The sequence below is a fragment of the Massilia genomosp. 1 genome, assembly GCF_011682185.1.
Lineage (GTDB): Bacteria > Pseudomonadota > Gammaproteobacteria > Burkholderiales > Burkholderiaceae_D > Telluria_A > Telluria_A rubra.
Genome location: NZ_WHJF01000004.1, coordinates 59,856 through 84,805 on the forward strand (window position 1 = coordinate 59,856; position 24,950 = coordinate 84,805).

General features: G+C 64.8%; 24 protein-coding genes and 1 pseudogene. 12 read left to right on the forward strand and 13 right to left on the reverse strand.

Translation table 11 applies throughout. The features are described 5' to 3' along the window. Positions 1-13: 13 nt before the first annotated feature. Positions 14-796, reverse strand: coding sequence for an NF038120 family PEP-CTERM protein (locus F1735_RS02455; protein WP_167235438.1), 783 nt, complete (start codon positions 794-796; stop codon positions 14-16). 336 nt (positions 797-1,132) lie between these two features. On the opposite strand from F1735_RS02455, the gene F1735_RS02460 reads away from it, so the two are divergent. From F1735_RS02460 to F1735_RS02495, 8 genes are all read left to right on the forward strand, one after another. Further along, the gene (locus tag F1735_RS02460) at positions 1,133-1,669 is read left to right on the forward strand and encodes a YcbK family protein (protein WP_167235439.1); all 537 of its coding nucleotides are present in this window, start codon (positions 1,133-1,135) and stop codon (positions 1,667-1,669) included. 95 nt (positions 1,670-1,764) lie between these two features. Then, complete coding sequence (locus F1735_RS02465; RefSeq protein ID WP_167235440.1) at positions 1,765-2,547, forward strand: hypothetical protein; 783 nt, start codon at positions 1,765-1,767, stop codon at positions 2,545-2,547. Next, complete coding sequence (locus F1735_RS02470) at positions 2,544-2,873, forward strand: hypothetical protein (protein ID WP_167235441.1); 330 nt, start codon at positions 2,544-2,546, stop codon at positions 2,871-2,873. The genes F1735_RS02465 and F1735_RS02470 overlap by 4 nt, the downstream gene beginning before the upstream one ends. 247 nt (positions 2,874-3,120) lie before the next feature. Then, positions 3,121-4,560, forward strand: coding sequence for a PQQ-dependent sugar dehydrogenase (locus tag F1735_RS02475; RefSeq protein ID WP_167235442.1), 1,440 nt, complete (start codon positions 3,121-3,123; stop codon positions 4,558-4,560). A gap of 57 nt (positions 4,561-4,617) precedes the next feature. Next, positions 4,618-5,061: a thioesterase family protein gene (locus F1735_RS02480; RefSeq protein ID WP_167235443.1), complete on the forward strand. Its 444-nt coding sequence runs from the start codon at positions 4,618-4,620 to the stop codon at positions 5,059-5,061. A gap of 63 nt (positions 5,062-5,124) precedes the next feature. Next, the gene (locus F1735_RS02485; protein WP_229505589.1) at positions 5,125-5,727 is read left to right on the forward strand and encodes an RNA polymerase sigma factor; all 603 of its coding nucleotides are present in this window, start codon (positions 5,125-5,127) and stop codon (positions 5,725-5,727) included. A 9-nt stretch (positions 5,728-5,736) separates the two neighbouring features. Next, the gene (locus tag F1735_RS02490) at positions 5,737-6,231 is read left to right on the forward strand and encodes a hypothetical protein (protein WP_167235444.1); all 495 of its coding nucleotides are present in this window, start codon (positions 5,737-5,739) and stop codon (positions 6,229-6,231) included. 25 nt (positions 6,232-6,256) lie between these two features. Further along, positions 6,257-7,192, forward strand: a complete 936-nt coding sequence (locus F1735_RS02495) for a hypothetical protein (RefSeq protein WP_187364135.1) — start codon at positions 6,257-6,259, stop codon at positions 7,190-7,192. 49 nt (positions 7,193-7,241) lie between these two features. On the opposite strand, the gene F1735_RS02500 is transcribed toward F1735_RS02495, so the two are convergent. Beyond that, positions 7,242-7,736, reverse strand: coding sequence for a DUF3016 domain-containing protein (locus F1735_RS02500; RefSeq protein ID WP_167235445.1), 495 nt, complete (start codon positions 7,734-7,736; stop codon positions 7,242-7,244). 160 nt (positions 7,737-7,896) lie between these two features. On the opposite strand from F1735_RS02500, the gene F1735_RS02505 reads away from it, so the two are divergent. Together F1735_RS02505 and F1735_RS02510 are read left to right on the forward strand one after the other, a co-directional pair. Next, complete coding sequence (locus tag F1735_RS02505; RefSeq protein ID WP_167235446.1) at positions 7,897-8,634, forward strand: DNA-formamidopyrimidine glycosylase family protein; 738 nt, start codon at positions 7,897-7,899, stop codon at positions 8,632-8,634. Positions 8,635-8,822: 188 nt separating this feature from the next. Then, entirely contained in the window at positions 8,823-10,328 is a 1,506-nt protein-coding gene (locus tag F1735_RS02510; protein ID WP_167235447.1) for an HD domain-containing phosphohydrolase, read from the forward strand. Between the two features lie 13 nt (positions 10,329-10,341). On the opposite strand, the gene F1735_RS02515 is transcribed toward F1735_RS02510, so the two are convergent. The 3 genes from F1735_RS02515 to F1735_RS02525 all read right to left on the reverse strand — a co-directional run bounded on the left by F1735_RS02515 (position 10,342) and on the right by F1735_RS02525 (position 13,628). Then, complete coding sequence (locus F1735_RS02515; protein WP_167235448.1) at positions 10,342-11,049, reverse strand: DarT1-associated NADAR antitoxin family protein; 708 nt, start codon at positions 11,047-11,049, stop codon at positions 10,342-10,344. Between the two features lie 99 nt (positions 11,050-11,148). Beyond that, the gene (locus F1735_RS02520; protein WP_167235449.1) at positions 11,149-13,086 is read right to left on the reverse strand and encodes a GAF domain-containing sensor histidine kinase; all 1,938 of its coding nucleotides are present in this window, start codon (positions 13,084-13,086) and stop codon (positions 11,149-11,151) included. Positions 13,087-13,127: 41 nt separating this feature from the next. Then, positions 13,128-13,628: a hypothetical protein gene (locus F1735_RS02525; protein ID WP_166890326.1), complete on the reverse strand. Its 501-nt coding sequence runs from the start codon at positions 13,626-13,628 to the stop codon at positions 13,128-13,130. A 227-nt stretch (positions 13,629-13,855) separates the two neighbouring features. Here F1735_RS02525 and F1735_RS02530 point away from each other — a divergent pair, with 227 nt between their 5' ends. Further along, on the forward strand, positions 13,856-14,899 hold the full coding sequence (locus F1735_RS02530; RefSeq protein ID WP_167235450.1) for a choice-of-anchor A family protein: 1,044 nt from the start codon (positions 13,856-13,858) through the stop codon (positions 14,897-14,899). A 151-nt stretch (positions 14,900-15,050) separates the two neighbouring features. Here F1735_RS02530 and F1735_RS02535 read toward each other — a convergent pair whose 3' ends face one another. The 4 genes and pseudogenes from F1735_RS02535 to F1735_RS02550 all read right to left on the reverse strand — a co-directional run bounded on the left by F1735_RS02535 (position 15,051) and on the right by F1735_RS02550 (position 16,857). Beyond that, positions 15,051-15,488, reverse strand: coding sequence for an STY0301 family protein (locus F1735_RS02535; RefSeq protein ID WP_167235451.1), 438 nt, complete (start codon positions 15,486-15,488; stop codon positions 15,051-15,053). A gap of 2 nt (positions 15,489-15,490) precedes the next feature. Continuing rightward, entirely contained in the window at positions 15,491-15,919 is a 429-nt protein-coding gene (locus F1735_RS02540; protein ID WP_167235452.1) for a BPSL0067 family protein, read from the reverse strand. A gap of 149 nt (positions 15,920-16,068) precedes the next feature. Beyond that, positions 16,069-16,476 (reverse strand): annotated as a pseudogene (locus F1735_RS02545) (transposase); the annotation flags it as partial. Positions 16,477-16,611: 135 nt separating this feature from the next. After that, a complete protein-coding gene (locus F1735_RS02550; protein ID WP_167235453.1) occupies positions 16,612-16,857 on the reverse strand; it encodes a hypothetical protein in 246 nt (81 codons plus the stop codon). Between the two features lie 220 nt (positions 16,858-17,077). Between F1735_RS02550 and F1735_RS02555 the strand changes: the two genes are divergently transcribed. Continuing rightward, positions 17,078-17,464 carry a hypothetical protein gene (locus F1735_RS02555; protein WP_167235454.1) on the forward strand — a complete coding sequence of 129 codons (387 nt, stop codon included), beginning with the start codon at positions 17,078-17,080 and terminating at the stop codon, positions 17,462-17,464. A gap of 10 nt (positions 17,465-17,474) precedes the next feature. Here the strand turns inward: F1735_RS02555 and F1735_RS02560 are convergent, their stop codons facing one another. The 4 genes from F1735_RS02560 to lodA all read right to left on the reverse strand — a co-directional run bounded on the left by F1735_RS02560 (position 17,475) and on the right by lodA (position 24,808). Next, positions 17,475-20,516, reverse strand: coding sequence for a CHASE domain-containing protein (locus F1735_RS02560; protein WP_167235455.1), 3,042 nt, complete (start codon positions 20,514-20,516; stop codon positions 17,475-17,477). An 88-nt stretch (positions 20,517-20,604) separates the two neighbouring features. After that, complete coding sequence (locus tag F1735_RS02565; RefSeq protein ID WP_167235456.1) at positions 20,605-21,348, reverse strand: metallophosphoesterase family protein; 744 nt, start codon at positions 21,346-21,348, stop codon at positions 20,605-20,607. Positions 21,349-21,510: 162 nt separating this feature from the next. Continuing rightward, positions 21,511-22,671, reverse strand: coding sequence for an FAD-dependent monooxygenase (locus tag F1735_RS02570; protein WP_167235457.1), 1,161 nt, complete (start codon positions 22,669-22,671; stop codon positions 21,511-21,513). Beyond that, positions 22,649-24,808, reverse strand: a complete 2,160-nt coding sequence (gene lodA / locus F1735_RS02575; RefSeq protein WP_167235458.1) for a CTQ-dependent lysine 6-oxidase LodA — start codon at positions 24,806-24,808, stop codon at positions 22,649-22,651. Before lodA ends, F1735_RS02570 begins: the two co-directional genes overlap by 23 nt. Positions 24,809-24,950 lie beyond the last annotated feature (142 nt).

Below are 24,950 nucleotides of genomic sequence, written 5' to 3' on the forward strand. Positions count from 1 at the left end.
TTTCCTTACGTGCTCAGATGGTGGCCGGGGTCGATGCGGAAGCTTTGCTGCGGCGGCGGGTCAGGCCGATGGCGCCGATCCCGAGGCCCACCAGCAGGAACGAGCCCGGTTCCGGCACGGCGTTGAAACTGATATTGTCGAGCGCGAACTGGGCCTTGCCCTGGGCCGGGTTGGCCAGCGAGTTGAAGCAGCCGCCATTGCCGTCGAACAGGCAGGCGTTCACGGTCAGGCTGGTCAGTACTTCATTGCGGAATTTCTGGTCGATCAGGGCCGAACCGAAGGTAAAGCTGCCGTTGCCGGTCTGGCCGGGAAAGGCCGCGGTGCTCGAGACCACGGTGCCGTCGCCACGGATGCCGGAAAATTGCAGCAAGCCATAGTCGCCGTCAGGGACGCTGATCGGCGGCAGGAACGCCAGGCTCAGGCTGCCGAGCTGGAACTGCTGGCCGGCGCGCGTGAATTTGACACCGCCGTCGTTGATGATCGCAAGAAAGTGTCCGCTGGCGCCTGCCGGGCAGCCGATCGCGAAGCAGGTCTCCGGATCTTTGGGGTTGGCAACGGCGCCGAACGAGCCGAACAGGCCCAGCTCGGCGGCGATCGGGCTGGCGAGAACGAGCATCTCGTAGCCGCCTTCGCTGATCGACTCGCCGTTGAGCAGGGCGTTCGGCACCTGCGTTTCGAAGGTGATGGGACTGGCCATGGCCGGCAGCGCGCAAAACAGCGCGGCGACAGCGGCGATCGTGTGGAGTGCGCGGGTGGCGCGCCGTGGGGTACCCAGCGGGGTGACTGTGCGATTCATCTCTTGCCTTATGTTTGATTAGTTCGATCAATGGGCGTACAGGTCGATTTGCCTGCTTGCTACTTTTCTTAAAAGTGCAAAAGACTATAGCAAAGGAAATAATTGTTGTAGCAATAATCTCAACGTAATAAATTCATATTTTTCGGGGTTTCACCAGAGTTTGTTTCGTTTCCTCTATGAAAAGATGGTAAAAAAGCCCGTGACAATTTCACCACATTTGCCAACATTGTTTGTGTTAGCTTCACTTGACTCTTTTTGCGTTTTCACGCGTAATTGCGTGCGCGCGGCGCCGAGGGTGTGTATGATGGTCATTCGTTATAAGCGTAAGGATCGATCATGAACCCACGCCGCTCCTTTCTAAAGAGTTCGGTTGTACTGGCATCGGCACTGAGTCTTCCCGCCCTGGCCCGTACCGCCAAGGCCACACCAGGCGAACGCACCTTGCGCCTGTACAACACCCACACGGGCGAAAGCCTGCGCAGCGTGTTCTGGACCGAGGGCCGTTTCCTGCCCGAATCGCTCACCGACATCAACAAGCTGTTGCGCGACCACCGCAGCAACACGGTGGCCGAAATCGACCCGCAACTGCTGGTGCTGCTCAACAGGGTCAGCACCCAGCTCGGGCGCGATCCGGTCCTGCACGTCATTTCCGGTTACCGCTCCCCCGAAACCAATCAACTGCTGGCCGAAGCGAGCGATGGCGTGGCGCGTCACAGCATGCACCTCGAAGGCAAGGCCATCGACATCCGCATGCCGGGCCAGAGCCTGTCGCACGTGCATAAGGCGGCGCTCAACGCGCGCGGCGGCGGGGTCGGCTACTACCCGGATTCGCAATTCGTCCACCTCGATACCGGCCGCCTGCGGCGCTGGTAAGCATGCCAGCCGGGGCGCGCCGCATCACTGCGCGCGCCGCCCCGGCGCATGACGCCATGTCATTGCTGACAATCTTTTTCCGCCTCGCCGTTGTCATGTTGGCCAGCGCAATCCTGCCCGCCGGCGCGGCCCCGGAAGATGCGGCTGCGCCCATGCAAACCGTACTCGTTCCCTACGTGCGCGATCCGGTCGACAAGTCCTACCGCAAGATGATGGCCGGGGTGGCGCGTTTCGAACGCGAGCATGCGCTGGCGAGTACGGCCAGCCTGCGCTTCCGGCTGCTGCCGCGCCTGCCGAGCACCGACCTGCGCGGCGTCGCCGTGCGCATCGCGGGCGAGCGCATCAGCGTGCCGCTCGCGCTCGATGACGACAACAGTTTCGTCTTGCCGCGCCATGCGGCGGCGCTGCGCGAGGACGCCGCCGTCATCGCCAACCGGCGCGGCGACAGCCTGACCTGGCGCGCCGCCATCCACAGCCCCGGCGTGGCGCCGGGCACGCGCCGCCTGGGCGACTTGCGGCTCGAATGCCGGGTCGGGATCGAAGCAGGGCTGGTGTCGAACAGCTCGCCCCTGTTCGGCTGGCTGTCGGACGCGCTCGCCAATGCCGACCAGGTCTGCGCCAGCGCCGATGGCAACTACCTGTTCTTCGCCGAGCGGCCCGTGTTCGCCGTCACCGTGCGGCACGGCGCGCGCGCCGAAGTACTGCCTTTCAACATGCTGTACGCCGGCGGCCAGCTGAGCGCCAACGACCTGCGCTTTTGCGACTGCCAGGTGCTGCTCGATCGCAGCTATTACGCCCCGATTTTCGACGCCAGCTGGCCGGACGACGCGATTGTCGAATTCGACTACATGGACGATGCGGCAGGCGGCGCGCCATGAGGGCGGCCGCGGCGCGCTGCGCTGCCGTGCTGGCTGCGGCGCTAGGGCTCGCGGCCTGCGCCCAGGCGCCTGCGGCGCCGCCGGGAACCCAGGTAACGGCAGGGCAGGTGCGCGCCATCCTGCCGGGCCAGTGTACGCGCGCGAGCCTGCTGGCCAGCCTGGGCGCCACGCGTAAGGTGGCCTTCGACAACGGTGTCGAAACATGGCTGTACCAGCTGGCCGTGCCCGGCGGCTTCGACGAGATCGTGGTGCTGCTCGACGCGCAAGGGGTGGTGCGCAAGGTGCGCCGGCGCGCGCATATTCCGCCGTCCCAGCCTGCGTCCTAGCCTGCGTCCCGGCACTGCGAACAATACCGATAAGCGACGCGCGCGCCTGAGGGGGAACTAAGCAAGTCCCACGGCGGCGTCGGGCCGGCTGCGCTGACGGCCAGGGATTCTTGTTCGGCGAACCGCTCCCGCCCGATGAGCTGGAAGCGCGCCGCGCGGCTGCGCTGAACGGCGTGCGATGGCGCACAGACCGGCGCCAGCTTCGCCCGTATTGTCAATTACTCAATGCCCTCCCCCGGAGATTGACATGCTCACATCGCACCTGCGGACCCTCCTGGCCGCGCTGGCCCTGCTCCTGCTGCCGGCCTGCGGCTCCGACGACGACCAGGCGTCCACGCCCGCGGGCGGCAGCGGTGCGCTGACGGTCAACCTGGCCGGCCTGCCCGCCGGCCTGCCGGCGGCGGTGCGCATCAGCGGCCCGGCTTCCTACGCAAAAACCATCGGCAGCGGCCAGACCTTGTCGGGCCTGGCGCCCGGCAACTACACCGTCAGCGCCGACAGCATCCTGAGCGGCAACCTGAGCTGGAGCGCCAGCGCGCCGGTCCAGAACGCCACCGTGGCGGCCGACCGCAGCGCCGTCGTCAACATCAGCTACAGCAGCAGTACGCTGGCGCTCGCCGCGCGCGAAGTGGCCAACGTCAGCGGCGCCGTGTTCCTCACCGCCCCCAGCGGCGACACGCGCCAGTTCATCGTCGAACGCAGCGGGCGCATCCTCGTGATGCAGGATGGCGCGCTGCTCGGCACGCCTTTCCTCGACATCCGCAACCGGGTCGCCTCGGTCGGCGAAGGCGGGCTGCTGTCGATGGCCTTCCATCCCGACTACGCCCGCAACGGCTGGTTTTTCATCTACTACACCGATGCGGCCAACAACATCGTTGTCGAGCGGCACAGCGTATCGTCGGCCAACCGCAACCTGGCCGAGCCGTCAGCGGTGCTGGAAATCATCCGCATTCCCCATCCCGGCGCCACCAACCACTACGGCGGCCTGGTCAGCTTTGGCCCGGACGGCATGTTGTACCTGGCCACTGGCGACGGCGGCGGCGCCGGCGACCCGCAGGGCAAGGCGCAAAACCTCAATTTGCTGCTGGGCAAGATGCTGCGCCTGGACGTGGCCGATGCGCGCGGCGCGCAGCCGTATGTGATTCCGCCATCGAACCCCTTCGTCGGCCAGGGCGGCCGGCGCCCCGAGATCTGGGCCTCGGGCCTGCGCAATCCGTGGCGCTACGCCTTCGACGGCGATCGCCTGTACATCGCCGACGTCGGCCAGGCCAGGCGCGAGGAAGTCGACATCGCCAGCCTCAAGCAGGCCGGCCTGAACTACGGCTGGAACACCATGGAAGGCAGCTTGTGCTACAACGCGGCCATCTGCGACAAGAACGGGCTGACCTTGCCGGCGTTCGAATACGATCATGGCAACAACAACGTCAACGGCTGCTCGATCACGGGCGGTTTCGTGTATCGCGGCAAGGCGATTGCGGAACTGGCCGGGCGCTACTTCTATTCCGACTATTGCGGCGGCTACCTGAAGAGCTTCCTGTACAAGGACGACAGCGTCACCGAGCAGGCCAGCTGGGCCATTGCCGACATCGGTGCGATTCAATCGTTCGGCCAGGATGGCGACGGCGAGCTGTACCTGATCGCCGCCACCGGCAAGCTGTACCGGATCGTGCGCGCGCCCAAGGCTTGAGGGGGCCGGCAGGCTGCTAAAATCGGCGTCTGCCCCGTCCACTACGAAACCGACACCATGGCCCGCCTGATTCTCGATTTTCCGGAAGACCAGTATGACTACACGACCCCGCTGACCGTGCGCGTCACCGACATCAACGGCGCCAACCATCTCGGCAACGACTCGATGATTTCGATGATTTCCGAGGCGCGCGCGCGTTTCCTGTACGAATTCGGCGTCGCCGAAACCGAGCGCGACGGCACCGGCATCATCGTCACCGACCTGGCCACCACCTACCGCGCCGAAGCGCACGCGCGCGACCAGTTGCTGTTCGAGGTCGGCGTGATGGACTTTAACAAGTACGGCGGCGACATCATCTTCCGCGTCACCCGTCCGCGCGACAAGAAAGAGATCACCATGGCCAAGTCGGGCTTCGTGTTTTTCAACTACAAAACCACGCAAGTGGTGACCATGCCGGACGAGTTTCGCGCCAAATTCCCGCGCGTGAACTGGATCGATTAAGGGTTCCTCTCACTTAGTTGGAACTTTTTCTTCCTTTGGCGGCAATACAGGGAAGAGACCACCATGACCATGCCGCCCACCGCCCTCGCCACCGACACCGACCTGCTGCGCCAGCTGCGCGATGGCGTGGGCGCGGCCTTCCAGACCCTGTACCAGCGCCACCAAGGGCCGCTGTACCGCTTCGCCCTGCTGCGCACCGGCTCGGGCGACACGGCGGCCGATATCGTCCAGGAAGTCTTCATGGGTTTGCTGACCGGAAGTTTTCATTACGATCCGCTGCGCGGCCTGCTGCAAAACTTCCTGTTCGGCGTGGCCCGCAAACTCATCCTCAAGCATGAACAGCCGCGCTGGCGCCTGGCCAGCTTGCCCGACATCGATGCCGACGACGAGAACGCGCCCGAGGCCGGGAGCGACGATGGCGAACCGCTGGCGCGCCTGCTCGACAATGAAACGGCCGAGCAGGTGCGGCGCGCGCTGGCGCAACTGGCGCCGCACTACCGCGACGCCGTCATCCTGTACGAGCTGCACGACATGTCTTACCTCGACATCGCCGATATTTGCCAGGTCGACATCGGCACCGTGCGCTCGCGCCTCTCGCGCGGGCGCGCGGCCCTGGCCAAACGGCTGGCCGCGCACCGTCCCGCCGCCCTGCACGCGTCCCTCTGAAAGAGCGCCATGAACCACGATCCCATCGACCCCGCCCTGGCCACCGCGCTCGCTACCGCGCTTGCCACCTTACGCGGCGCCAGCGCCGCTTGCGCCGCGCCGCCGCGTGTGGAGCAAGCCCTGATGGCGGCCTTTGCACAGCAGTTCGCGCGCAAGCGCTGGTACCAGCGCCTCTCGCCCGCGCACTGGGGCCTGGCGGGCGCCCTGGGCAGTGCGACGGCGGCCGTGCTGGCCGTGCTGATCCTGCGCGCGCCGCTGCCCGGCGCCGCCGATGCTGCCGCGCCCTTGCAGCTCGACGACGGCCTGGCCTTCATCGCGCTGGCCTCGCAAGAGCGCATCGAGCAGGAAACCCATCCACGCATGCTCGAAGCGAGCCTGCAACGCACCGAACTGGCGGCGCTCGGCGTGCCGGTCAGCCCGGAAACGGCGGGCGACTTCGTGCGCGCCGAGATGCTGGTGGGCGCCGACGGTTCGCCGCTGGCCCTGCGCCTGAGTTCGCAATAAGCTACATCACCGAAAGAGGACCATCATGCACAGCACTTCCCTCCTGTTCGCCGTCCTGCTGGGCGGCGCACTGCTTCCCGGCGCCCAAGCCGCCGTCGCCACGCCGCCCGACCCGCTACGCTTTACCGGCCCGCTGCTGCCGCTGCACGGCAAGGTGGTCAAGAACGCGCCGTACAGCGCCGGGGCGGTTTCGGAACAGTTGCAGCGCCTGGCCGACGGCAACGAGATCAACCGCACCAGCAGCAGCATGAATTACCGCGACAGCGCCGGCCGCACGCGCCAGGAAATCCGCGACGCCGACGGCGAGCTGCGCACGGTCACCCTGTACCTGCCGGCCGACGGCGTCACCTACATCCTCCACCCGCGCCAGAAAAGCGCGGACAAGTTGCCCGACCCGAGCGCCGCCGCGCGCGCCGCCGCGACCGAAGCCAAGGCCAAGGCGGCGCAACTGCGCGCCGACGCGGGCGACGAGGTGATCCTCAAAAGCGTCGAGCGGGCCGAAGGCGACGCCCGCAAGCGATCCCCGGAAAAGGCACGCATCCTCGTCACCGACATGGCCGCAAGCCGCATCGGCGCGGCCGTGGAGAACGCGTTCGGCGACATGCGCTGGGCGGCGCAAGCCAGCACGCGCGAGCTGGGCAGCAAAGAGATCGAGGGCGTCAAGGCCAACGGCAAGCTGCGCACCTACGAGATTCCCGCCGGCGGGATCGGCAACCGCAACGCCATCGTGGTGTCGCACGAAAGCTGGTACGCGCCCGAGCTGAAGGTGACGGTGTACAGCAAGCATAGCGATCCCCGCAGCGGCGAGCGCATCTACCGGCTGAGCAATATCAAGCGCGAGGAACCGCCGGCATCCCTGTTTGTCGTGCCGACGGACTACACCGTCAGGGACATGCCCGTCAGGGACGTGCCCGTCAGGGACGCGCTGGCCGAGCGCGCCAGGGCGGCCCGGAGCCGCTGAGCGGCCGTGTTTGTGGCAACAATGATGATCTGGCTTGTATGAACTGAGCCTAGCGCGTCGCCACAGCCTGCTTGAACCAGTCATCGAGCATCTGCTTTTCGTAGCGCAGCAGCTCGGTGTTGCCGTAATGGTTCATGCGGTTCAGGTACTGCATATTGCTCAGTTTTTCCTCGCCCGACTTGATCACCTTGCCGCCCTCGGTGATGCTGTAGCGGAAATGGATATGCGGCCAATCGGCGCCGCCATTCATCACGCGCAGATCCTGGCCGCCGCGAAAATTCGGCTTGGTCTGCCCGGCCAGGTCGATATCGAGCACCTCCACCTTGAGTTCCTGCCCGGCCGGCAGGCTGGCGCCCAGCTTGTCGAAGTGGGCCGTCAGTTGCTTGAGCACGCGCTCGCGCTCCCACGGTGTGAACGGCACGTCGGTAAAACGGTCCGGCTCGACATACGACACCGTTGCCGCCGCCGTGGCCGCACTGGCCGGCAGGGCCATCACGGCCGCCAGCGCACTTGCTTGCAAGACCTTCGTCAATACGCTTTTCATGTTGATCCTTTCGATGCGCAACGCGCTTCCTCAGTATGAAATATACGCGCTTTTGACCACGCCGTCGGTCCATGGATTGTCGCCGTTTGTATCGACATGTTAGCCGCCTCACGGTGCGGTTCGCGCTTTCAATCCAGAATCGGCAAAAAAGGAGATCACCATGCCCGAAGGACCATCGCTCGTCATCCTGCGTGAAGAAACGACTGCCTTCGTCGGCAAGGAAATCGTTCGCGCCAGCGGCAACACCAAGACCGTCGACCTGCCCAGCCTGGAAGGACAGCGCATCGTCTCCCTGCGCAGCTGGGGCAAGCATTTCCTCATTGAACTGCCGCACACGGTGCTGCGCATTCACTTCATGCTGTTCGGCAGTTATCGCATCAACGAGCGCAAGGACAAGCCGGCGCGCATGGCGCTCGCCTTTGCCGATGGCGGCGAACTCAATTTCTACGCCTGCTCGGTCAAGCACATCGAGCCCGACCTCGACGCGGCCTACGACTGGGACGCCGACATCATGTCGCCCACCTGGGATGCGGCCAAGGCGCGCAAGAAGCTGCGCGCCGCGCCCGCCATGCTGGCCTGCGACGCCCTGCTCGACCAGGCCATCTTCGCTGGCGTGGGCAACATCATCAAGAACGAAGTGCTGTTCCGGGTCCGCCTGCATCCGCTCTCGACCATCGGCGCGCTGCCGGCGCCCAAGCTGCGCGCCCTGGTCGAGCAAGCCCATCAATACAGCGTCGACTTCCTCGAATGGAAAAAGCAATACGTGCTGAAACAGCACTGGCTGGCGCACCGCAAGAGCACCTGCCAGCGCTGCGACATTGCTTTTTCAAAAGGCCATCTGGGCCTGAGCAAACGGCGCGCGTTTTATTGCGAGCGATGCCAAAAACGCTATGGTTAATGGCGTGCGCGCGACACCCTTGATCAAATTACGTCGGATGCACGCCGCCTATGCGCTTGGGTTTGTATTGCCTGTTGTTAATAGAGTGCAGTCGGTCTACAATCGAACGGTCCCCCCCCGCGCGTCACGGGCCGGCCTTGGGCTGTCGATGCGCTTGCCTCGCAACACACCGGTATCGGAACCCGTTCATGTCCTTTCTATCCTCCGCCGCGCCCAAACTCGCCCCATGGAAAGTTTTGCTTGTTGATGACGAGCCGGACATCCACGACATCACCAAGCTGACCTTGAGCCGCTTCCGCCTCGACGGGCGCGCGCTGACCTTCCTGCACGCCTACACCGGCGCGGAAGCGAAGGAGGTGCTGGCGCGCGAGAGCGATATCGCGCTGGTGTTCCTGGACGTGGTGATGGAAAACGACGACAGCGGCCTGGAAGTGGCGCGCTGGATGCGCGAAGACCTGGGCAACCAGTTCACCCGCATCGTGCTGCGCACCGGGCAGCCGGGGCAGGCGCCGGAAGAGCGCGTGATCGTCAATTACGACATCAACGATTACAAGGAAAAGACCGAGCTCGACCGTACCAAACTGTTCACCACCACCTTTGCCGCCCTGCGCGCCTACCGCGACATCATGAAGGTCGAAGAAGCGCGCCTGCTGCAAGTAAATTATCGCGAAGGCCTGGAGCGGGTGATCGCGGCCTCCTCGCACATTTTCCAGCAACGCAACCTGAAAGACTTCGCCAGCGGCTTGTTGCAACAAGTCGTGGCCTTGCTGCGCCTGGAAAAAAGCATGCTGCTGCGCCTGGCGGGCGCGAGCGTCATTACCGGCGAGAGCGAATACGAAGTGCTGGCGCAGATCGGCAACATTGGCGAGGCCATGCTCGGCCCCGAACTGATGGCCCAGCTCGACGACGCGCGCAGCAACCGCATCTCGCGCTTGCACGGCGATACCTACGTCGGCTACTTTCCCAACAGCAGTGGTAAAGCCTCGCTGCTGGTGCTCAAGGGCGTGGAGGAAATCGCCGATATCGATGCCCAGTTGCTCGAAGTGTTCTGTTCGGGCGTGGCGATCGCGTTCGACAACATCCTGCTCACGCAAGAGATCACCGATACCCAGGCCGAGCTGATCATGCGCCTGGGCGACGTGGTCGAATCGCGTTCCAACGAGGCGGGCAACCACGTGCGCCGCATGTCGCAGGTGTGCCATATGCTGGCGCAGGCGTCCGGCATGCCGGAAGACGAGACGGCGGTGCTGATGCACGCCGCGCCGATGCACGACATCGGCAAGATCGCCACGCCCGACGCGGTGCTGCTCAAGCCGGGCAAGCTCACGCCCGAAGAGTGGAAAATCATGAAGCAGCATCCGACCGTGGGCCTGTCGATCCTGGACGGCTCCTCGCGCCCGATTTTGAAGGCGGCGGCCGTGATCGCGCACCAGCATCACGAAAAATTCGATGGCAGCGGGTATCCGCAGGGCTTGATGGGGCCGGATATCCATATTTACGCGCGCATCGTGGCCGTGGCCGACGTGTTCGATGCGCTCAGTCACAAGCGTTGTTACAAGGATGCGTGGCCGCTGGAGGACGTGGTGTCGCACCTGCGTGCAGTGTCAGGAACGCATCTCGATCCGGTGTTTGTGGAGCTGCTGATCGCCAACATTGACGCCGCGGTCGATATCAACCGGCGCTGGCCGGACTGAGGCAAACTCGCTATCAGGAAAACAATGATGTATTCCGGTCAGCATTCTCATGAGCATGATTGACCGCGCCGGTGTCGATTAGTCTGAGATAGGCGGCCTGATCTGCAATAACATCTTCAGTTAACAATCCCCGCTTATGCAGCGACACATACAGCGCAGCGGCATACGCCTGGCAATTGATCGAGCGTGCGGGATTAAAAGCAATGTCGGAAAATGCACGATAATTCAGAACGATGTCAGCCAATTCAGGTTGTTTATACAGCGCATTGATGTACAGCCAATCGTAGAACGCCGTACGCGGCTCCAAAGGCCAATCCACATCAAAGTACTGAAATTTGATTAATCGTCCGTTCTGATTGAGGCGCTCGTCGCGCTTCGCATCGATCGAGCGCGCGCCGAGCAAGTCTGTAAACGGCCCCCCATGTTCGAACACCTTACTGGATTGAAAAGCACACTCCAGGCTGAACTCACGTTCATATCGATCCGTCTTGATCATCAGATTAAATGCACTCAGCCGCACGCCCCACGCGTCCTTCGACTTGCTCGAAATCTCCAGAACGGCATCCACCCCCAGCTGCTCGACAGTACGCTGGTGCAAGGAATCGATGGATTTTTGGGCTTGACTGACCGACATTCCTGGAAACCACTGAAATTCAATGTGATGCGTGGAGACAAGCAAAGGGCCAGTCAGGGAGGGCGTAAAAACAGGACGCTGAGCCATTCTTAATTCCGGTTGAAGAAGCAAGGTTGATCTGAAAAGTGAGGATTATCTTACATAAAAGATCATGCAATATAGATTCTTGCAACGCGCGTCGCCCTGCTACTTCCGGCTCTGCGGAAACCGCAAGCGGTAATGCAACCCCTCCCCCGGCGCACTATCGACCTTGACCGACCCGCCCAGCGGCCCGGTCACCAGGTTGTACACGATATGCGCCCCCAGCCCGCTGCCGCCCTGCCCGCGCCGCGTGGTAAAGAAGGGATCGAACAGTTTCCCCAAGGTCTCCTGGTCCATCCCCGCCCCGTCGTCGCGGTAATCGAACCACACCTGCCCGCCATCGAGCCGCACTTCGATCTTGATCACCCCGGCCTGCTCGCGGGTGTACCCATGCACCAGCGAATTCATCAACAGGTTGGTCACGATCTGCGATACCGCCCCCGGAAAACTCTCCAGCACCACATCGTCCGGGCAATCGACCTCCACCTTCACAGGCCGCCCCTTCAGGTGCGGCTGCAGCGACAGCAGCACTTCGGCCAGGTAGGCCTTCATGTTAAAGCTGCGGATATCGTCCGACGACTGGTCCACCGCCACCTGCTTGAAGCTGCGCACCAGCGCCGCCGCGCGCTGGGTGTTGGTGGTCATGATGCGCAGCGACTGGTCGACGATGTCGAAGAACTGCGCCAGGCTATCCTCGGTCATCTCGCCCGCCGCCAGTTCCTCGCGCGTGAGTTTCAACTCCTGCACCAGATGGCTGGTGGCGGTCACGCAAATGCCGAGCGGGGTATTGATCTCGTGCGCCACGCCCGCCACCAGCCGCCCCAGCGAGGCCAGCTTTTCCTGGCGCACCAGTTCGGTCTGCGCATCCTGCAAGGCCGTCAGGGCGGCGTTCAAGGCCGAATTCTGCTGCTCCAGGCGTTCCTTGGCCACCCGCACCGCGTGGTCGGCCTGCATGCGCGCGATCGCCACCGCCACGTGGCTGGCCATAAACGCCAGCAACTCCAGGTCGGCCTCGCTGTACACGATGGCCGGATCGTAGCTTTGCACGATGATCACCCCGTACGGCTGGTCATGCACCAGCATCGGCGCGCCCATCCAGCTGGCGATCTCGACGCTGCCGAGCGGCGCGCCCATGCTGCGTTCGGCCACCAGGCGCGCATAGCTGGCCGCGTCGTGCAGGCAGGCTTGCTTGCTGTCCAACACGTAGGAACTCATCCCCACGCCGTAGGCGAAGCGCTTGACCGGCGCCTCGGCGTGCTTCCGGTCGACAAAATAGGGAATGCTGAACTCGCGCGTCTCCGGGTGATACAGCGCGATCAAGAAATTTTCGGCGACGATCAGCTCGCTGATGATGTTGTGCAGATTGCTCGACAACATTTCCGCATCGACGGCCGAGGCCGACAGGTTGGCGATTTCGTACAGCGCATGCTGGACCGCTTCCGCGCGCCGCCGTTCGGCCACCTCGTGCGCCAGCAGGGCAGTGCGCTCCTGCACCGCGCGCTCGAGCCGGTCCACGCTCTGCATGCCCTGCAAGGCATTCGAGACGTGGTTGGCGATCAGCGAAAACAGGGCCTGGTCTTCATCGCTGTAGCTATGTGCGGAACTGTAGCTTTGCAGCACGATGGCGCCCAGCGCCTGGTGCTGATGGTCGAGCAGGGGACAGCCCATCCACTGCTCGGCGCGCGTGCCGCGGCCCCAGGCGTGGCCGTCGACCTGGTGCCTGGCGCTTTCATCCTTGGTCATGACCATATTGCGGCGGTTCAGGATCACCCAGGCGGTCGGCGATTGCTCGGGCGAGGCCAGGCGCAGCTTTTCCTCGGGATCGGGGGCGGCGTCGCGCTCGTCGACGTAATACACGAAGCGCACCGTACCCTCGTCGCGGTCGCTCAGCGCCACATAGAAATTGGCCGCATACATGATGCGGCCCAGCGCCCGATGCACCGCCCCCACGAACTCGGCGATGTCGCTACACCCCGTCGAAATCTGCCCGATGCCCAGCAACATCGCCTGGACGGCTTCCAGACGGTCAAGACGGCTTTCCATCGCATGTCCCTTTGATAGTGCATCAGGGAAATACTAGCAGGTCAGGCAGGGTTGCGGAAGTCGTTTTCGATCCAGGCTGTGGCGCTGGCCGGGCTTAATTTGAAGCCGGCCGAGGTGCGTACCTGGGCGATCTGCTCGCCGTCTTCGTTGAAGGCAGCGAGCAGCGCGTACGGATGCTCGTCGTCCGGCACGATGTCGAGCGTGACCTTGATGTCGGCGCCTTCGTGCCACACCACCGTGTTCTTGTGCAGCATGGCGTGCAATTGCTGTTCGTGCCGGCGCAGCACTTCGGCGGCCGTCTTGACCAGGGTGTTGAAGGCATTGGTGTCGAGCGGCTTGGGATTCTTTTTATCGCGTCCCATGGTCCACGGGCCTACCAGCGCCGGCTCCGGTTCGCCATCCTTGATCATGGCCACCGCCCAACCTTCGTCATCCTCGTTCTTGATGACGCGCGCGGTCCAGCCATTGCCTTTCCACAGGCGCGGCTCCTGCACGGGCGCGTCGTCGTCCTGGGGGATGTCGTCGGAGAATTCTTCTGTCATGGGGTCGCATTCATGGTGCGGGCGTCGCCCGAAAGGGCAATGATAGTCGAATTCCACGCATTCCACAGCGCCAGGCCGCAGCAAGCACAGCGCCCGCCGCACGCCGCGCCAGCCAGACGCAGCGCAGGCCCCCGCGTTTTCAGTTGCATTGCCATTGAAATAACGTTACTATCAGCGCGCGCATATATTGCAACGCAGCATCTTTCTTCGCAGTCCACAGGTATCCCATGATCGCCCGTCACTTCCGCCTCGCCCTTTCCGCCATCGCCGCCGCCGTGTTTGCCACGCAAGCTGCGGCCACGCCGCTCAGCTCCCAGCAAATTTTGCACGAGTTCAACGCCGTGGTGCTGGCCGACATGCAGTCGCAATCGCACGTCGATGGCCGCACCTGGGTCGGCGGCAAGGCCACCGGCGGCGACTATGCGCAGCACGCGAACGACATGCCGGCCTCGACATACGCCGGCCTGACCGTGATGGGCAATGCGGGCGAGGTCAAGGTCAATGCCGGCGGCGCCGTCATTGGCGGCAACCTGAGCGGCGCGAGCATCAATGCCGGCAGCGCCGTGATCTATGGCGACGTCAGCAACAGCAACCTGAACGGGGCGGCCTGGGTCGGCGGCAGCCTCAAGGGTAGCAATACGAACGGCGGACGCCTGCCATCGCTCGATGCCGCCATGCAGCTCAAGGCCGACGCCGCGCACTCGACCGATTTCGCAGCCCAACTCGGTGCGCTCTCGACCAGCCTGGCCCAGATGAGCGGCACCGGCAGCAGCGTCACCTTCAACGGCTATGGCAAGGCCACCTTCAACGCCGTGGCCAACGCCAACGGTGTGGCGGTGTTCAACCTGTTCGACGCCGGCGTGTTCAAGGCCAGCGAATTCGAATTCCACCTGGGCAACGCCAGCACCGTGATCCTCAACGCGAGCGGCCTGGACGCGACCATCGGCGCCAACTTCCTGGGCGGCTCGGCACAGAAACTCGGCAGCAAGCTGATCTGGAATTTCCAGAACGCCACCAGCATCACCACCAATACCCTGTTCGGCGGCACCATTTTGGCGCCGTCGGCGCGCCTGACCAACAAGCAGAATATCGAAGGCGGCGTGTTCGTCAGGTCGCTCGACCAGCATGGCGAACTGCACCTGCAAGCGTTCGACGGCCATGTTGACCCCGGCCCGTCGCGGGTACCGGAGCCAGGCACCTGGGCCTTGCTGGCCGCTGGCGCGCTGATGCTCGCCCTCACGCGCAAGCGAACGTCCTCGCCGGGCGCCTGATTCCTGGCGCGACCGGGCTGCAAGCGATCGAAGACAGAACAGCGACGAAGCATCATTTAGCTTGGCCGCACATGAAAACGGCACCGGAGAGAAATCCCGGTGCCGTTTTTTTGCACGTCAAAGCGGCCTTGGTATTGGCGGACGCTCCTGATCAACGTGGAGGCTTGGATGGCGCCGCATAACATGCGACCGAAATATCGTAGTCGTTGTACGCAGGTCGTTTGTAATAGCTGACGGTGCATCTCTCTATGTTATCAGGAAGACGCTGCGCCAGTGTCAGGTCGCCACCAACACCATAACGGCACGACAACCACTTTTCGCTGGGCGCTGTGCTTTTTGTATTGAATATCATCTCATAGCCGTGCCGCATCTTTCGCTGCTGCCCGATGTCGGCAGCCGGCTGCGGCCGCCCGGTTGTCGCATCAGCGGACACCAACGGCAATTTGCTTGGCGTAACGCCAATCCAACCTTCCGGCAAAGACGACAGTTTGATTGCCTCCACGGGAAACTCTTCCGGACAAGGCTTGATGCCCTGGGCGCCGGCATTCATGGCGGCCAACAGCAGGCAGAACGAAAAAATCAGTTTCATGGTCACTCGATAATGGAAAATGCAGCTGCGTTATTCGAAGGGTTTTCCCAGCGATCCCCGTACCGCGCGTCCAGCTTTCCTAGCGCTTTGAGCTCACGCGTGACAATACGCTTTGAGCCTGGTTGGCGGCCATGCCCTTTGAACTGTTCCACGATGAAGAACGTCTTCCATGTCCCATCAGGGTTAGCTTGACCGAATTTTAAGAAAAAAGCGACATGGTTGTTGTGCGCATGGTTGGGATACCGGCCATTCTCGAAGGTGGCAATGGCAGTACCTGGCCAGATGTTCTTCTGCTCGAGGACCGGCGCGCCAGCGCGCCACATGCTGCTGTGTGGCAGCTTGGCATAATGCTGGACCATCAAGGCGCAGTTGCCATCCCCGTACAATTTCTTACCAATCAGTGAATTCACTGCCGAATAAAAATAGGTCATCAGCTAGGCCCATCAAAATATTTATAAAAAGTAATTATATCTTATAAATGACATTGGTAGATTGTCAATTTTTCAGTTTTGTTGGCACCACGCGTTTTGATTTGAGCATCCGTCGAGGACGGCATATGGGGGGGATAATCTTGTTTATGCTAGTGTCCTGAGTTAGAAATTCGCAGACAAAATCGTTCGATGCTCGACAGGATGGCGTCTGCGGATTTTGTCCAGACGAAGGGCGTCGGGTCGGCATTGTTGATCTTGAGGTAGGCGCGAATCGCATCCTCTACTTGGCGGGTCGATCGGTGCGTACCGCGACGCATCTGTTTTTCGGTGAGGGAGGCAAACCATCGCTCGACTTGATTTGGCCACGATGCCGATGTCGGCGTGAAATGGACATGGAAACGTGGATTCCGGGCAAACCAGTTCCGGATCGTCGGCGTCTTGTGGGTTCCGTCGTTATCCATCACGAGGTGAATATCGAGATCGGTGGGGACGGACGCCTCGATCGTGCGCAGGAACTTCAGAAATTCGCTGCTGCGGTGGCGCCGGTGTACTTCGCCGTCATGGGTACAAACTCAATATAGAACACGGAAAAAATTCTTCAATGAATTTTTAACTTAGGACACTAGGAATGCGTGGATCAATTGTTCGTGCTGGGCCGCATAAAAATGCCCACCTGTTCCGGTGGGCTTCTTTTATGCGAACCGCTGGCGCGGCGGCGCGGGAGGCTGCAACGGCGGACCGGGCGGGGGAATGCGCGGATCGATCGCCGGCCCCGGCGTGTTGTAGGTGAAAGGATTGATGATAATCGGTGGAATCGCCGGCGGCGCCGACGGCGGCCCCTTGGGACCGCCACCAGCGAGCAGGATGCGCAACTGGCGCGCCACGAAGTCGCCTGCCGCCAGCGTCCACCGGTCGCCTGAATAGTGAATAAATTCCATATGCATCTCCATCCGTCAGAGAATTCAGTATAGGCAATAAATTCGAATTTTCAAGGTGAAAAATTGCGTTTTCGGTAAGCTGGCGCCCACGCCGTGCGCAGCCCCGTTCACCCCGTCAAACGTGCAGCCTGTCGCATCCGCATGGCGCCGCGCCGCCCGCACAGCTACAGTGCAAGCGTACCAACCGACACTCCACGCCAACCCGACCGAGGCTACCGCCATGAAAAAATTCGCTCCCCTGCTGTTGCTGTTCCTGTTCATCCTGGTCGCCTGGGAAGCCGTGGCCGGCTCGTCCGGCATGTCGATCAACATCGATGGCGAGCACATCGACGGCCCGCTCGGCGCCCTGCTCGGCGTGCTGTTCGCTGGCGGCGGCCTGGTCATCGCGGCCCTGGTCCTGCTGTTCGTCGGCTTGCTGCTGGCGGTGCTGTTCGCCGGTCTCGGCGTGCTGGCCGTGGGCGCCCTGGCGCTGGTACTGCTCTGCGTCGGCGTGCTGGCCTCACCCCTGCTGCTGCCGCTGGCGTGCGTGCTGGCCATCGTCTGGTACCTGGCGCGCGAGCGCCAGCCACGCACAGCGCGCGCCGCGCCCGACGCGCTTAAACCTTAAACCTTAAGCCCTAAGCGCGGCTCAGGCTGGCCTCGGCGGCGGCCATGCCGGCTGCCTCGGCATACTCGCACACGCGGTTGCGCCCTTGCGCCTTGGCCCGGTACAGCGCCTTGTCGGCGCGGATCAGTGCCGCATCCGGGCTGGTGTCGCCGGCGTCGATGGTGGCAATGCCGATGCTGACCGTGATCGCGATGTGGCGGCCCTCGCCGTCGAGCGGACTGTCGGCCACGCTCTGGCGCAGGCGCTCGGCGTACTGCTGCGCCGCCAGCCCGGTGGTCCCCGGCAGCAGCACCGCGAATTCTTCGCCGCCGACCCGGCCCAGGGTGTCGATCTTGCGCTGGCCGGAACGCATCAGGCCCGCCATGTGGCGCAGCACCGCGTCCCCCACCGCGTGGCCATGCACGTCGTTGACATGCTTGAAGTGGTCGATGTCGAGCATCAGCACCGAGGCGCATTCGTCCACGCTGCGCTGCAGCCGCGCGAACTGGTCGTCCAGGCGCGCCATGAACACGCGCCGGTTCGGCAGCCCGGTCAGGAAATCGGTGCTGGCCAGCGCATGCAGTTCGTCGTCGATCCGTTTGCGCTCGGTGATGTCGACCGTCGAGGCGATCACGAAGTCGAGCGAGTGCGCGTGGCCCGGCATGACCAGCAAGGTCAGTTCGTGCTGGCGCGCCACGCCATCGACCCGCAGGAAGCTGCTCTCGCACTCGTAGAACAAGGCCCCGCCGGTCAGCGCCAGCAGCGCGTCGATGAAGGCGTCCGCGCCCAGGCTGCCGAAGTTCTGCGCCAGCCCCAACGTGCCCGGCTCCTTGGCGCGGGCGCCCACGTGCGCCAGCGCGGCGCCGTTGACGTCGGTGATGCGCACCAGCGCCGCCAGGCGCGCCGCTTCCCCGGGCCGCTCGCGCAGCCACGGCCCCAGTTCATTCACGCCGCACGCCTTCAGGCGCGCCACGGCCTCGCGCGCGCCCGACCAGTCCTGCTCCCACAGCGCCACCGGCGCGTGATCGTACAGGCTGCGAAAACGCTCTTCGCCCACCCGCAAGGCCTGCGCGGCCTGGGCCTGTTCGAGGGCGATGCCGGCCAGCTGGGCGGCCTGCTCGATCAGCACCACGTGCGCCGCGCTCGGGTAATGCGGGCTGCGGTGGTAGATCGCAAAGGTGCCCAGTACGCGCCCGGAGGCGCCGCGGATCGGCTCCGACCAGCTCGACGCCAGCTGGGCGCGCGCGGCAATGTCGCGGTAGTCGGCCCAGTCGGGATGGGTCTGGATATCCTCGACGATGACGCGCCGGCCGCTGGCGGCGGCGCTGCCGCACGAGCCGCAGCCGGGCCTGGCCGGCAAGCCATCGACGGCGGCGTTGAAAAAGCCCGGCAGGCTGGGCGCGGCCCCGGTGGCCAGGAAGCGCCCTTCGGCGTCGAGCAGCAGGATCGCGCACAGCATGCCGGGATTGGTCGATTCCACCCCCAGCACCACCGCGCCCAGCACCGCTTGCAGCGGCGCGCCGTGCGCCAGCAGTTCGAGCACGTGGCGGTGCGCGCGCTCGCGCTGTTCGATCTGCTTGCGTTCGGTGATGTCGCGGAACGACCACAGGCGCGCGCCTTCCTGCCCCAGCCGGACCGGGCGCGTCAGCTGTTCGATGAAGCGCCCGTCCTTCAGGCGCAGCAGTTCGCGGTGCTCCTCATGCTCCGCCAGTTGCAGCGAACGGCTGTACAACAGCGGCCCGGCCTGGGTCAGCTGGGTCAGCAGGTGCGCCACCACGGCGCTGTCGTCGCCCGCCAGGTCGAGTTCATCGGGAATGCTCCACAGCGCGCGGAAGCGCTGGTTCGAGGCCAGGATGTGGCGGTCGCCATTGTCGACCAAAATGGCGTCTAAGGTCGCGTCGAGGATGCTGCGCATCATGGCCTGGGCCCGCTGCGCCGAATCGGCCAGCGCTACCAGGCGCCGCTGGCCGGCCTTCAGCTCCCCCGTGAGCGCCTGCGACTGGCGCAATGCGCTGCCGGCCAAGGCGCTGCTGCGCGCCAGCATCCAGGTCAGCATGGACAGGATCACCGTCACCGCCAGCCCCAGCGTGAGCACCAGTTGCGCGGCATCGTTGCTCTGCGCGTCGCCAAAGCTGGGGCGGGCCTGGACCACCAAGGTCCAGCGCCGCCCGGCGATGGCGATGCCTTGCTCGGTGCGCAGCGCCGCCATGCCCGCCACCCCGGGGACGGCGCCGGCCGCCATCAGCGCCGCCGGCGCGACCTCGTTGCCGTCGTAGACCGTCACCAGCAGGTCGGCACCGCGCTCGCCGCCCAGGTGCGCCATCAGGTCATCCATGACGAAGGGGGCGTAGATCCAGCCACGCAGCAGGTCGCGCCGCTGGCCGACCTGGTCCGGCGCCCTGCCGATGTACACCGGCAGGGCGATGAGCACGCCGTCGGAGGCGGCCCGTCCGCGTTCGCGCGCCACCGTCGCCTTGCCCGACATGCTGGGCTGGCCGCTGTCGCGCGCCTGTTCCAGCATCTGGCGCAGCGGCTCTTCGGTCAGCATGTCGTGCCCGAACGGGCGCAGGCGGGCGCCGGTGAACGATTCCAGGTACAGCAGCGGCGCGTACGCGGCGCGCGTGCCGGGCGGCGTGATCGCGTAATCGGGAAAACCGCGCGCGCGCACGCGCGCCAGGTGCGCGGCGCGCCCGCCCTCGCTCAGCGCGGCGATGTAGCCGATCGCTTTCATGCCGGGATACTCGGCGTCGGCATGCTGGGCGCGCACGAAATCGGCAAATTCCTGACGCGTGACGTCGTCCGAACTGTTGAACAGCCCCTGCACCCCGCGCAGCGACTGGATATGGGCCGCCATGCGCAGCGCCAGCTGGTTGACCACGTCGCGCGCGGCGAATTCGAAATCGATGCGCAAGTCGCGCTCGGCGTCGCGCCGCGCCGCTTCCCACAGTTGCCAGGTCAGCACCAGGCACAGCGTCATCACCAGCGCCGCCAGCGCCGCCGCGCCGAACCACGCGGATGGGCGCGCGCCTGCTGGCGACGCCGGTACGGCCGGGTTGGGAGCGGCATGGTCCATGGAAGCGGTCCTGGGTGCGGGTCCGCACGGCGGGCCTCTTACAAAACAATAGTACGTGAGCAACCCGGGCGTTGCAACACGACTGTTGTCAAATACCCTCGATCAGTCGCATCGCGAACACAATCGGCAATCCGGCGGCGATCACGCGGCGCGCGGCGGCGCCGTTGTCGTAGGGAATGCGGTAATACACCAGCTCGCGCGCGCTGTCGTCGTACATGGCGTAGCAGGCGGCGCTGTTGCCGTCGCGCGGCTGCCCCACCGCGCCCGGGATCACCAGGTACTGGTGCTGCGGGGCGATGGCGATGCGCGTGCCCGGTACCGGCACGTGCGAGCCCATGCGGCCGTCGTCGGCGCGCCGGTACAGGGCCGGGGTATGCACATGGCCCGAAAACACCATCCGCTTCTTGGCCGCGCGCAGGCTGCGCTCGGCCGGCTCGAGCCCGGTCACGTATTCCCATTTGACCGGATCGTGGGCGCTGGCGTGGACGAACAGCATGCGCTCCAGTTCCATGCTCAGCGGCAAGGCCGACAGGAAGGCCATCTGCCCGGGGTTGAGCTGGCCGCGGGTCCATTCGATCACCTCGCGCGCTTCGAAGTGCATTTGCGGACGCGTTTCGTGGGTCACCGAAAAGTCGTGGTTGCCCTGCACCGCCAGCGCCCCGCGCGCCACGTAATCCATCACGGTCTGCACCACCCAGGCCGGATCGGCGCCGTAGCCGACGAAGTCGCCGGTAAACGCAAACTGGTCGGCCTTGTGGGCGTGCGCGTGCGCCAGGCAGGCGGCGAATGCCTCGCGGTTGGCGTGCAGGTCGGTCAGCAGGGCAAGGCGCATGGTGGGGACGGCGTCGCTTGGCGCGCAGTTAAGAATGCTATTCTGGAATCAATGACTGGTGTTCAACTTGATTATAGCGTGGGAAGTGTTGCCGGGCGGCGTGTTCGTGGAGGGAAAAGGGGGAATGGGCCGCCGCGGGCCGCCGCGGACCGCGGCTGCGCGTCAAGCGACTGCGCGCTCGCCCTCCTGCGCCAGGCGCCGTTGCCAGAACCCCGCCCCAGGCCAGCGCCGCTCGTTGGCGTACAAAGCGCGCCGGGTGGCCGCGTACGACTGGAAATGCGCGAGCAAGGACTGGCGGTAGCCCTCCCCCAGTCCGCCGCCCTGCTCCACGTACGCATGCGCCACCCGGGCGGCGTGGATGCCGGAACTGAGCGCGTGCCCGATGCCCAGCGACGAGACCGGGTCGAAGCTGGCGGCTGCGTCCCCGGCCGCGGTCCAGGCGGCGTTGGCCGGCAGGCGCGCCACCCGGCTGTGGACCGGATACTGGCGGAACGCTTGCGGCGCCCCCAGCCCGCGCACCAGCGCACCGATATGCGTGCTGGCCAGCGCATGGCGCCGCCAGGTAGCGGGATCGAGCAAGTCGAGCGTGCGCAAGGTCTCGGCGTCGGTCATGAAGGCGAGCGCCGTGCGAGCGCCCGGCAGCGGGGCCAGGTAGAACCAGCCCTGTTCGGTGGTTTCGACCAGGGTGCGCTGCAGCCGCTCGCCCCCGCCGGCCGGCCCGGCCGCGTAGTAGGCGTACACCCCCACCATGCGGTCTGTTTGCAGCACCGGGCACTGCTGCTGGCGCACCATCACGCTGCTGCGCCCGCTGCAATCGATGAGGTAGGCGGCGCCCAGGGTGCGCTTGCGCCCGCCCTGGCGCAACGCGACGGCCCAGCGCGCGCCCCCGCTGATCCCCAGCAGCTCGGCCGGTTGCACGATCTGCGCGCCGAGCTGGCCGGCCTGTTCGAGCAACATGCTGTCGAACGCCAGGCGGTCCAGGTGCAAGCCGCTGCCCTGGCCATTGAACAGGAAATCGCGCACCACCAGCTTGTCGCCACCCCAGGCGGCGGCGTGCGCGTACGATTGCAGATGGCGTTCTTCAAATCGGGCGCGCGCGATGCCCAGGTAGTCCATCAATGGAAACAAGGCCGGCGAGACGGTCTCGCCGGGACGGAAGGGATCGAACAGGCGCCGCTCGACCAGCGCCACCCGCAGCCGCGTATGGCGGCGCAGGGTGATCGCCGCGGCGGCGCCGGCCGGCCCGGCGCCGAGGATGATGACGTCGACCTCATCGTCCCCGGCGCGCGCGCCGCCAAGGTCAGCGGCGGCTGGTGCGGCCATGCGACAAGGTCAATATCTTGCGCGGCTTGTCGCCCTGGCGGGTCTGCGGTTCGGGATCTTCATCCTTGAGGAACCAGGCCGGATAGAAGGTCGAATCGTCGCTGGTGACGAAGCTGCTCACATTGCCGACCGCCACGCTGGCCATGTGGAACTGGCGGTGGTTGCGCTCCTGCTCGGCGAAATATGGATACTGGCGCCCGGACGCCGGGTCGTGGTTCTGGTTGGCCACGAAGCCCAGGTACTTCCACGCGGTGATCATCTGCGTGAAGCTGTTCACGCCGCGGCTGTACATCACCTGCATCCCGGCCGGCACCCCGGTCACCTTCTGCTCCTCGGCGGTGGAGCCGCCGGCGATCACGTTCCACGGGCTTTGCGGCGGCCACCAGTAGGAATAATAGGTCGGCGGCGTGGGAATCATCGTGGCCGGATCCTTGACCTGCGCAGGGTTATCGAAATTAATGAACTGGACCGAGCAATCGAAGAAGTCGGCCTGCCACGGAATGGCCATGCGCTTGGTCAGGTCGCCCGGCTCGCAACCGGCGCCCACGGTCGGCGCGCTCCAGTCGACCGGTGCGGTTTCGTCTTCCGACCATGACAGGCCGTGTTCCTTGTAATACGCCTCGTCGTGGCGGTGCCGGATCTGGTACGGCGCCGCGTACACGGTCGGGTTGCGCACCGACCAGGTCACTTCGATCCCCGGGCACATCGGCTCGCCCACGCAATTGCCGATCCCGGCCTGGTCGAGCGGATGCACATTGGGGATGCGCAAGGCCGGCGCGGTCGGCGAGAACTGGCCCGCCGCCCATTGCTTGAGCAGGAAATACTGGGTATCGGTCAGCACTGAAAACTTGTCGATCACATTGTTGCGCACCGAATTCGAGCCCGAATTCATCGGCACCAGCGGAATGCCGCTCGTTTCCTGCAAGCCGCTGCTGAACAATTGCTGGTTCCCGGTGCCGACAAAGCCGGCCGGCTGCTCCAGGGTGGCGTCGCGCCGCGCCGGCGGGTTGCGGAAGTAACTGAGGAACTGCGCGCGCAGCTCCCCGGCCCGTTCGCTGGTATCGTTGGGGTCAAAAGGCGGGTTGATGAAGGCCGTCATCGATGGCACCGTCGCCACCCACTGGTAGTCGGCCATGCGGTTGAGAAAAGGCTTGATGTCTTCCCAGTAGTTGACCTGGTAGTCGGGATTCCAGCCGTCCGTCTCCGGCCACGCGCTCAGGTCGTAGACGTCGGGCCGCGCGCCCTGGTACTTGAGCGCGCAGTCGAGCGCCACGTCGTCCCAGGTCGACACATTGACCAGCTGCGGTGCGAACTTGGGCGAGCCGATCACCACCCAGGCCGACAAGGTGACCACGCTCTGGTCCTTGAAGGTGACGGTGGCCGTCACCGGGCCGTCGGCGATATCGTCGTTCCAGGTGTTGCCGCCGCCGAAACCGGTAATGCTCTCGTTGCCGCCGGCGTGGCCGAAGCCGCCCAGCACCAGCAGGTTTGCGCGCGAATCGGTGCGGATTTCGCCGAGCGACTTGACCGGCAAGCCCTGGCTTGGATCGGGCGGGGGGAAGGAGGCGTGCTGGTACCCGGGCGGCACCGTGTCCGCCGTAAATTCCACCGGCGCCGCACGCGGCCCGCGCACGCTGCGCGGGCCCGGATCGATGATCAGGCCCTTGCGGGCGTCGCCGGCCACGTCGGGGTTGCGATAGCCGGTCACCGGGCCGGCCACGTTCCAGGCGTCGGGCGGCTCCTGCCAGGTCTCGTAACTGTTGTACTGGCCGAACATCAGGTCGCCCAGCAGGGGCGTGAAATCCCACCACGCCGCCTTCTTGTTTGCCACATGCACCGACCAGACCACCGACTCGACCAGCTCGCCGGTCAGGTCCAGCTCGACCTCGCCCAGCCCGTCCGGGCTGGACTGCCAGATGCTGAAGGTGGCGGCCTGGCGCTTGATCAAGCCCTTGGCGTCCTTGAACTGGGTCACGCGCCTGGGGACGCCATTGTCGCGAACGGGATCGCCATCGGTGTCCGCTTCGATCGGCAGGCCGCCGATGCTGTCCGGTGCAAGGTAATACGCATCGAGGCTGTTGCCGACGCGGCCGACGCCGATCGACGGGTGAATACGGTAACTGACGGGGGATGGCATGTATCAAGTCTCCTGATTGATGGATGGACGAACCATGTAATTCAACAGCGGAAGGACTGCAACCATAGCGCGGGCAGTGACAAAAACGGGCGCGCGGCGGGCCACCGGGTCCAGCGCGGCGGACCCGGTGGCATGCGCTATC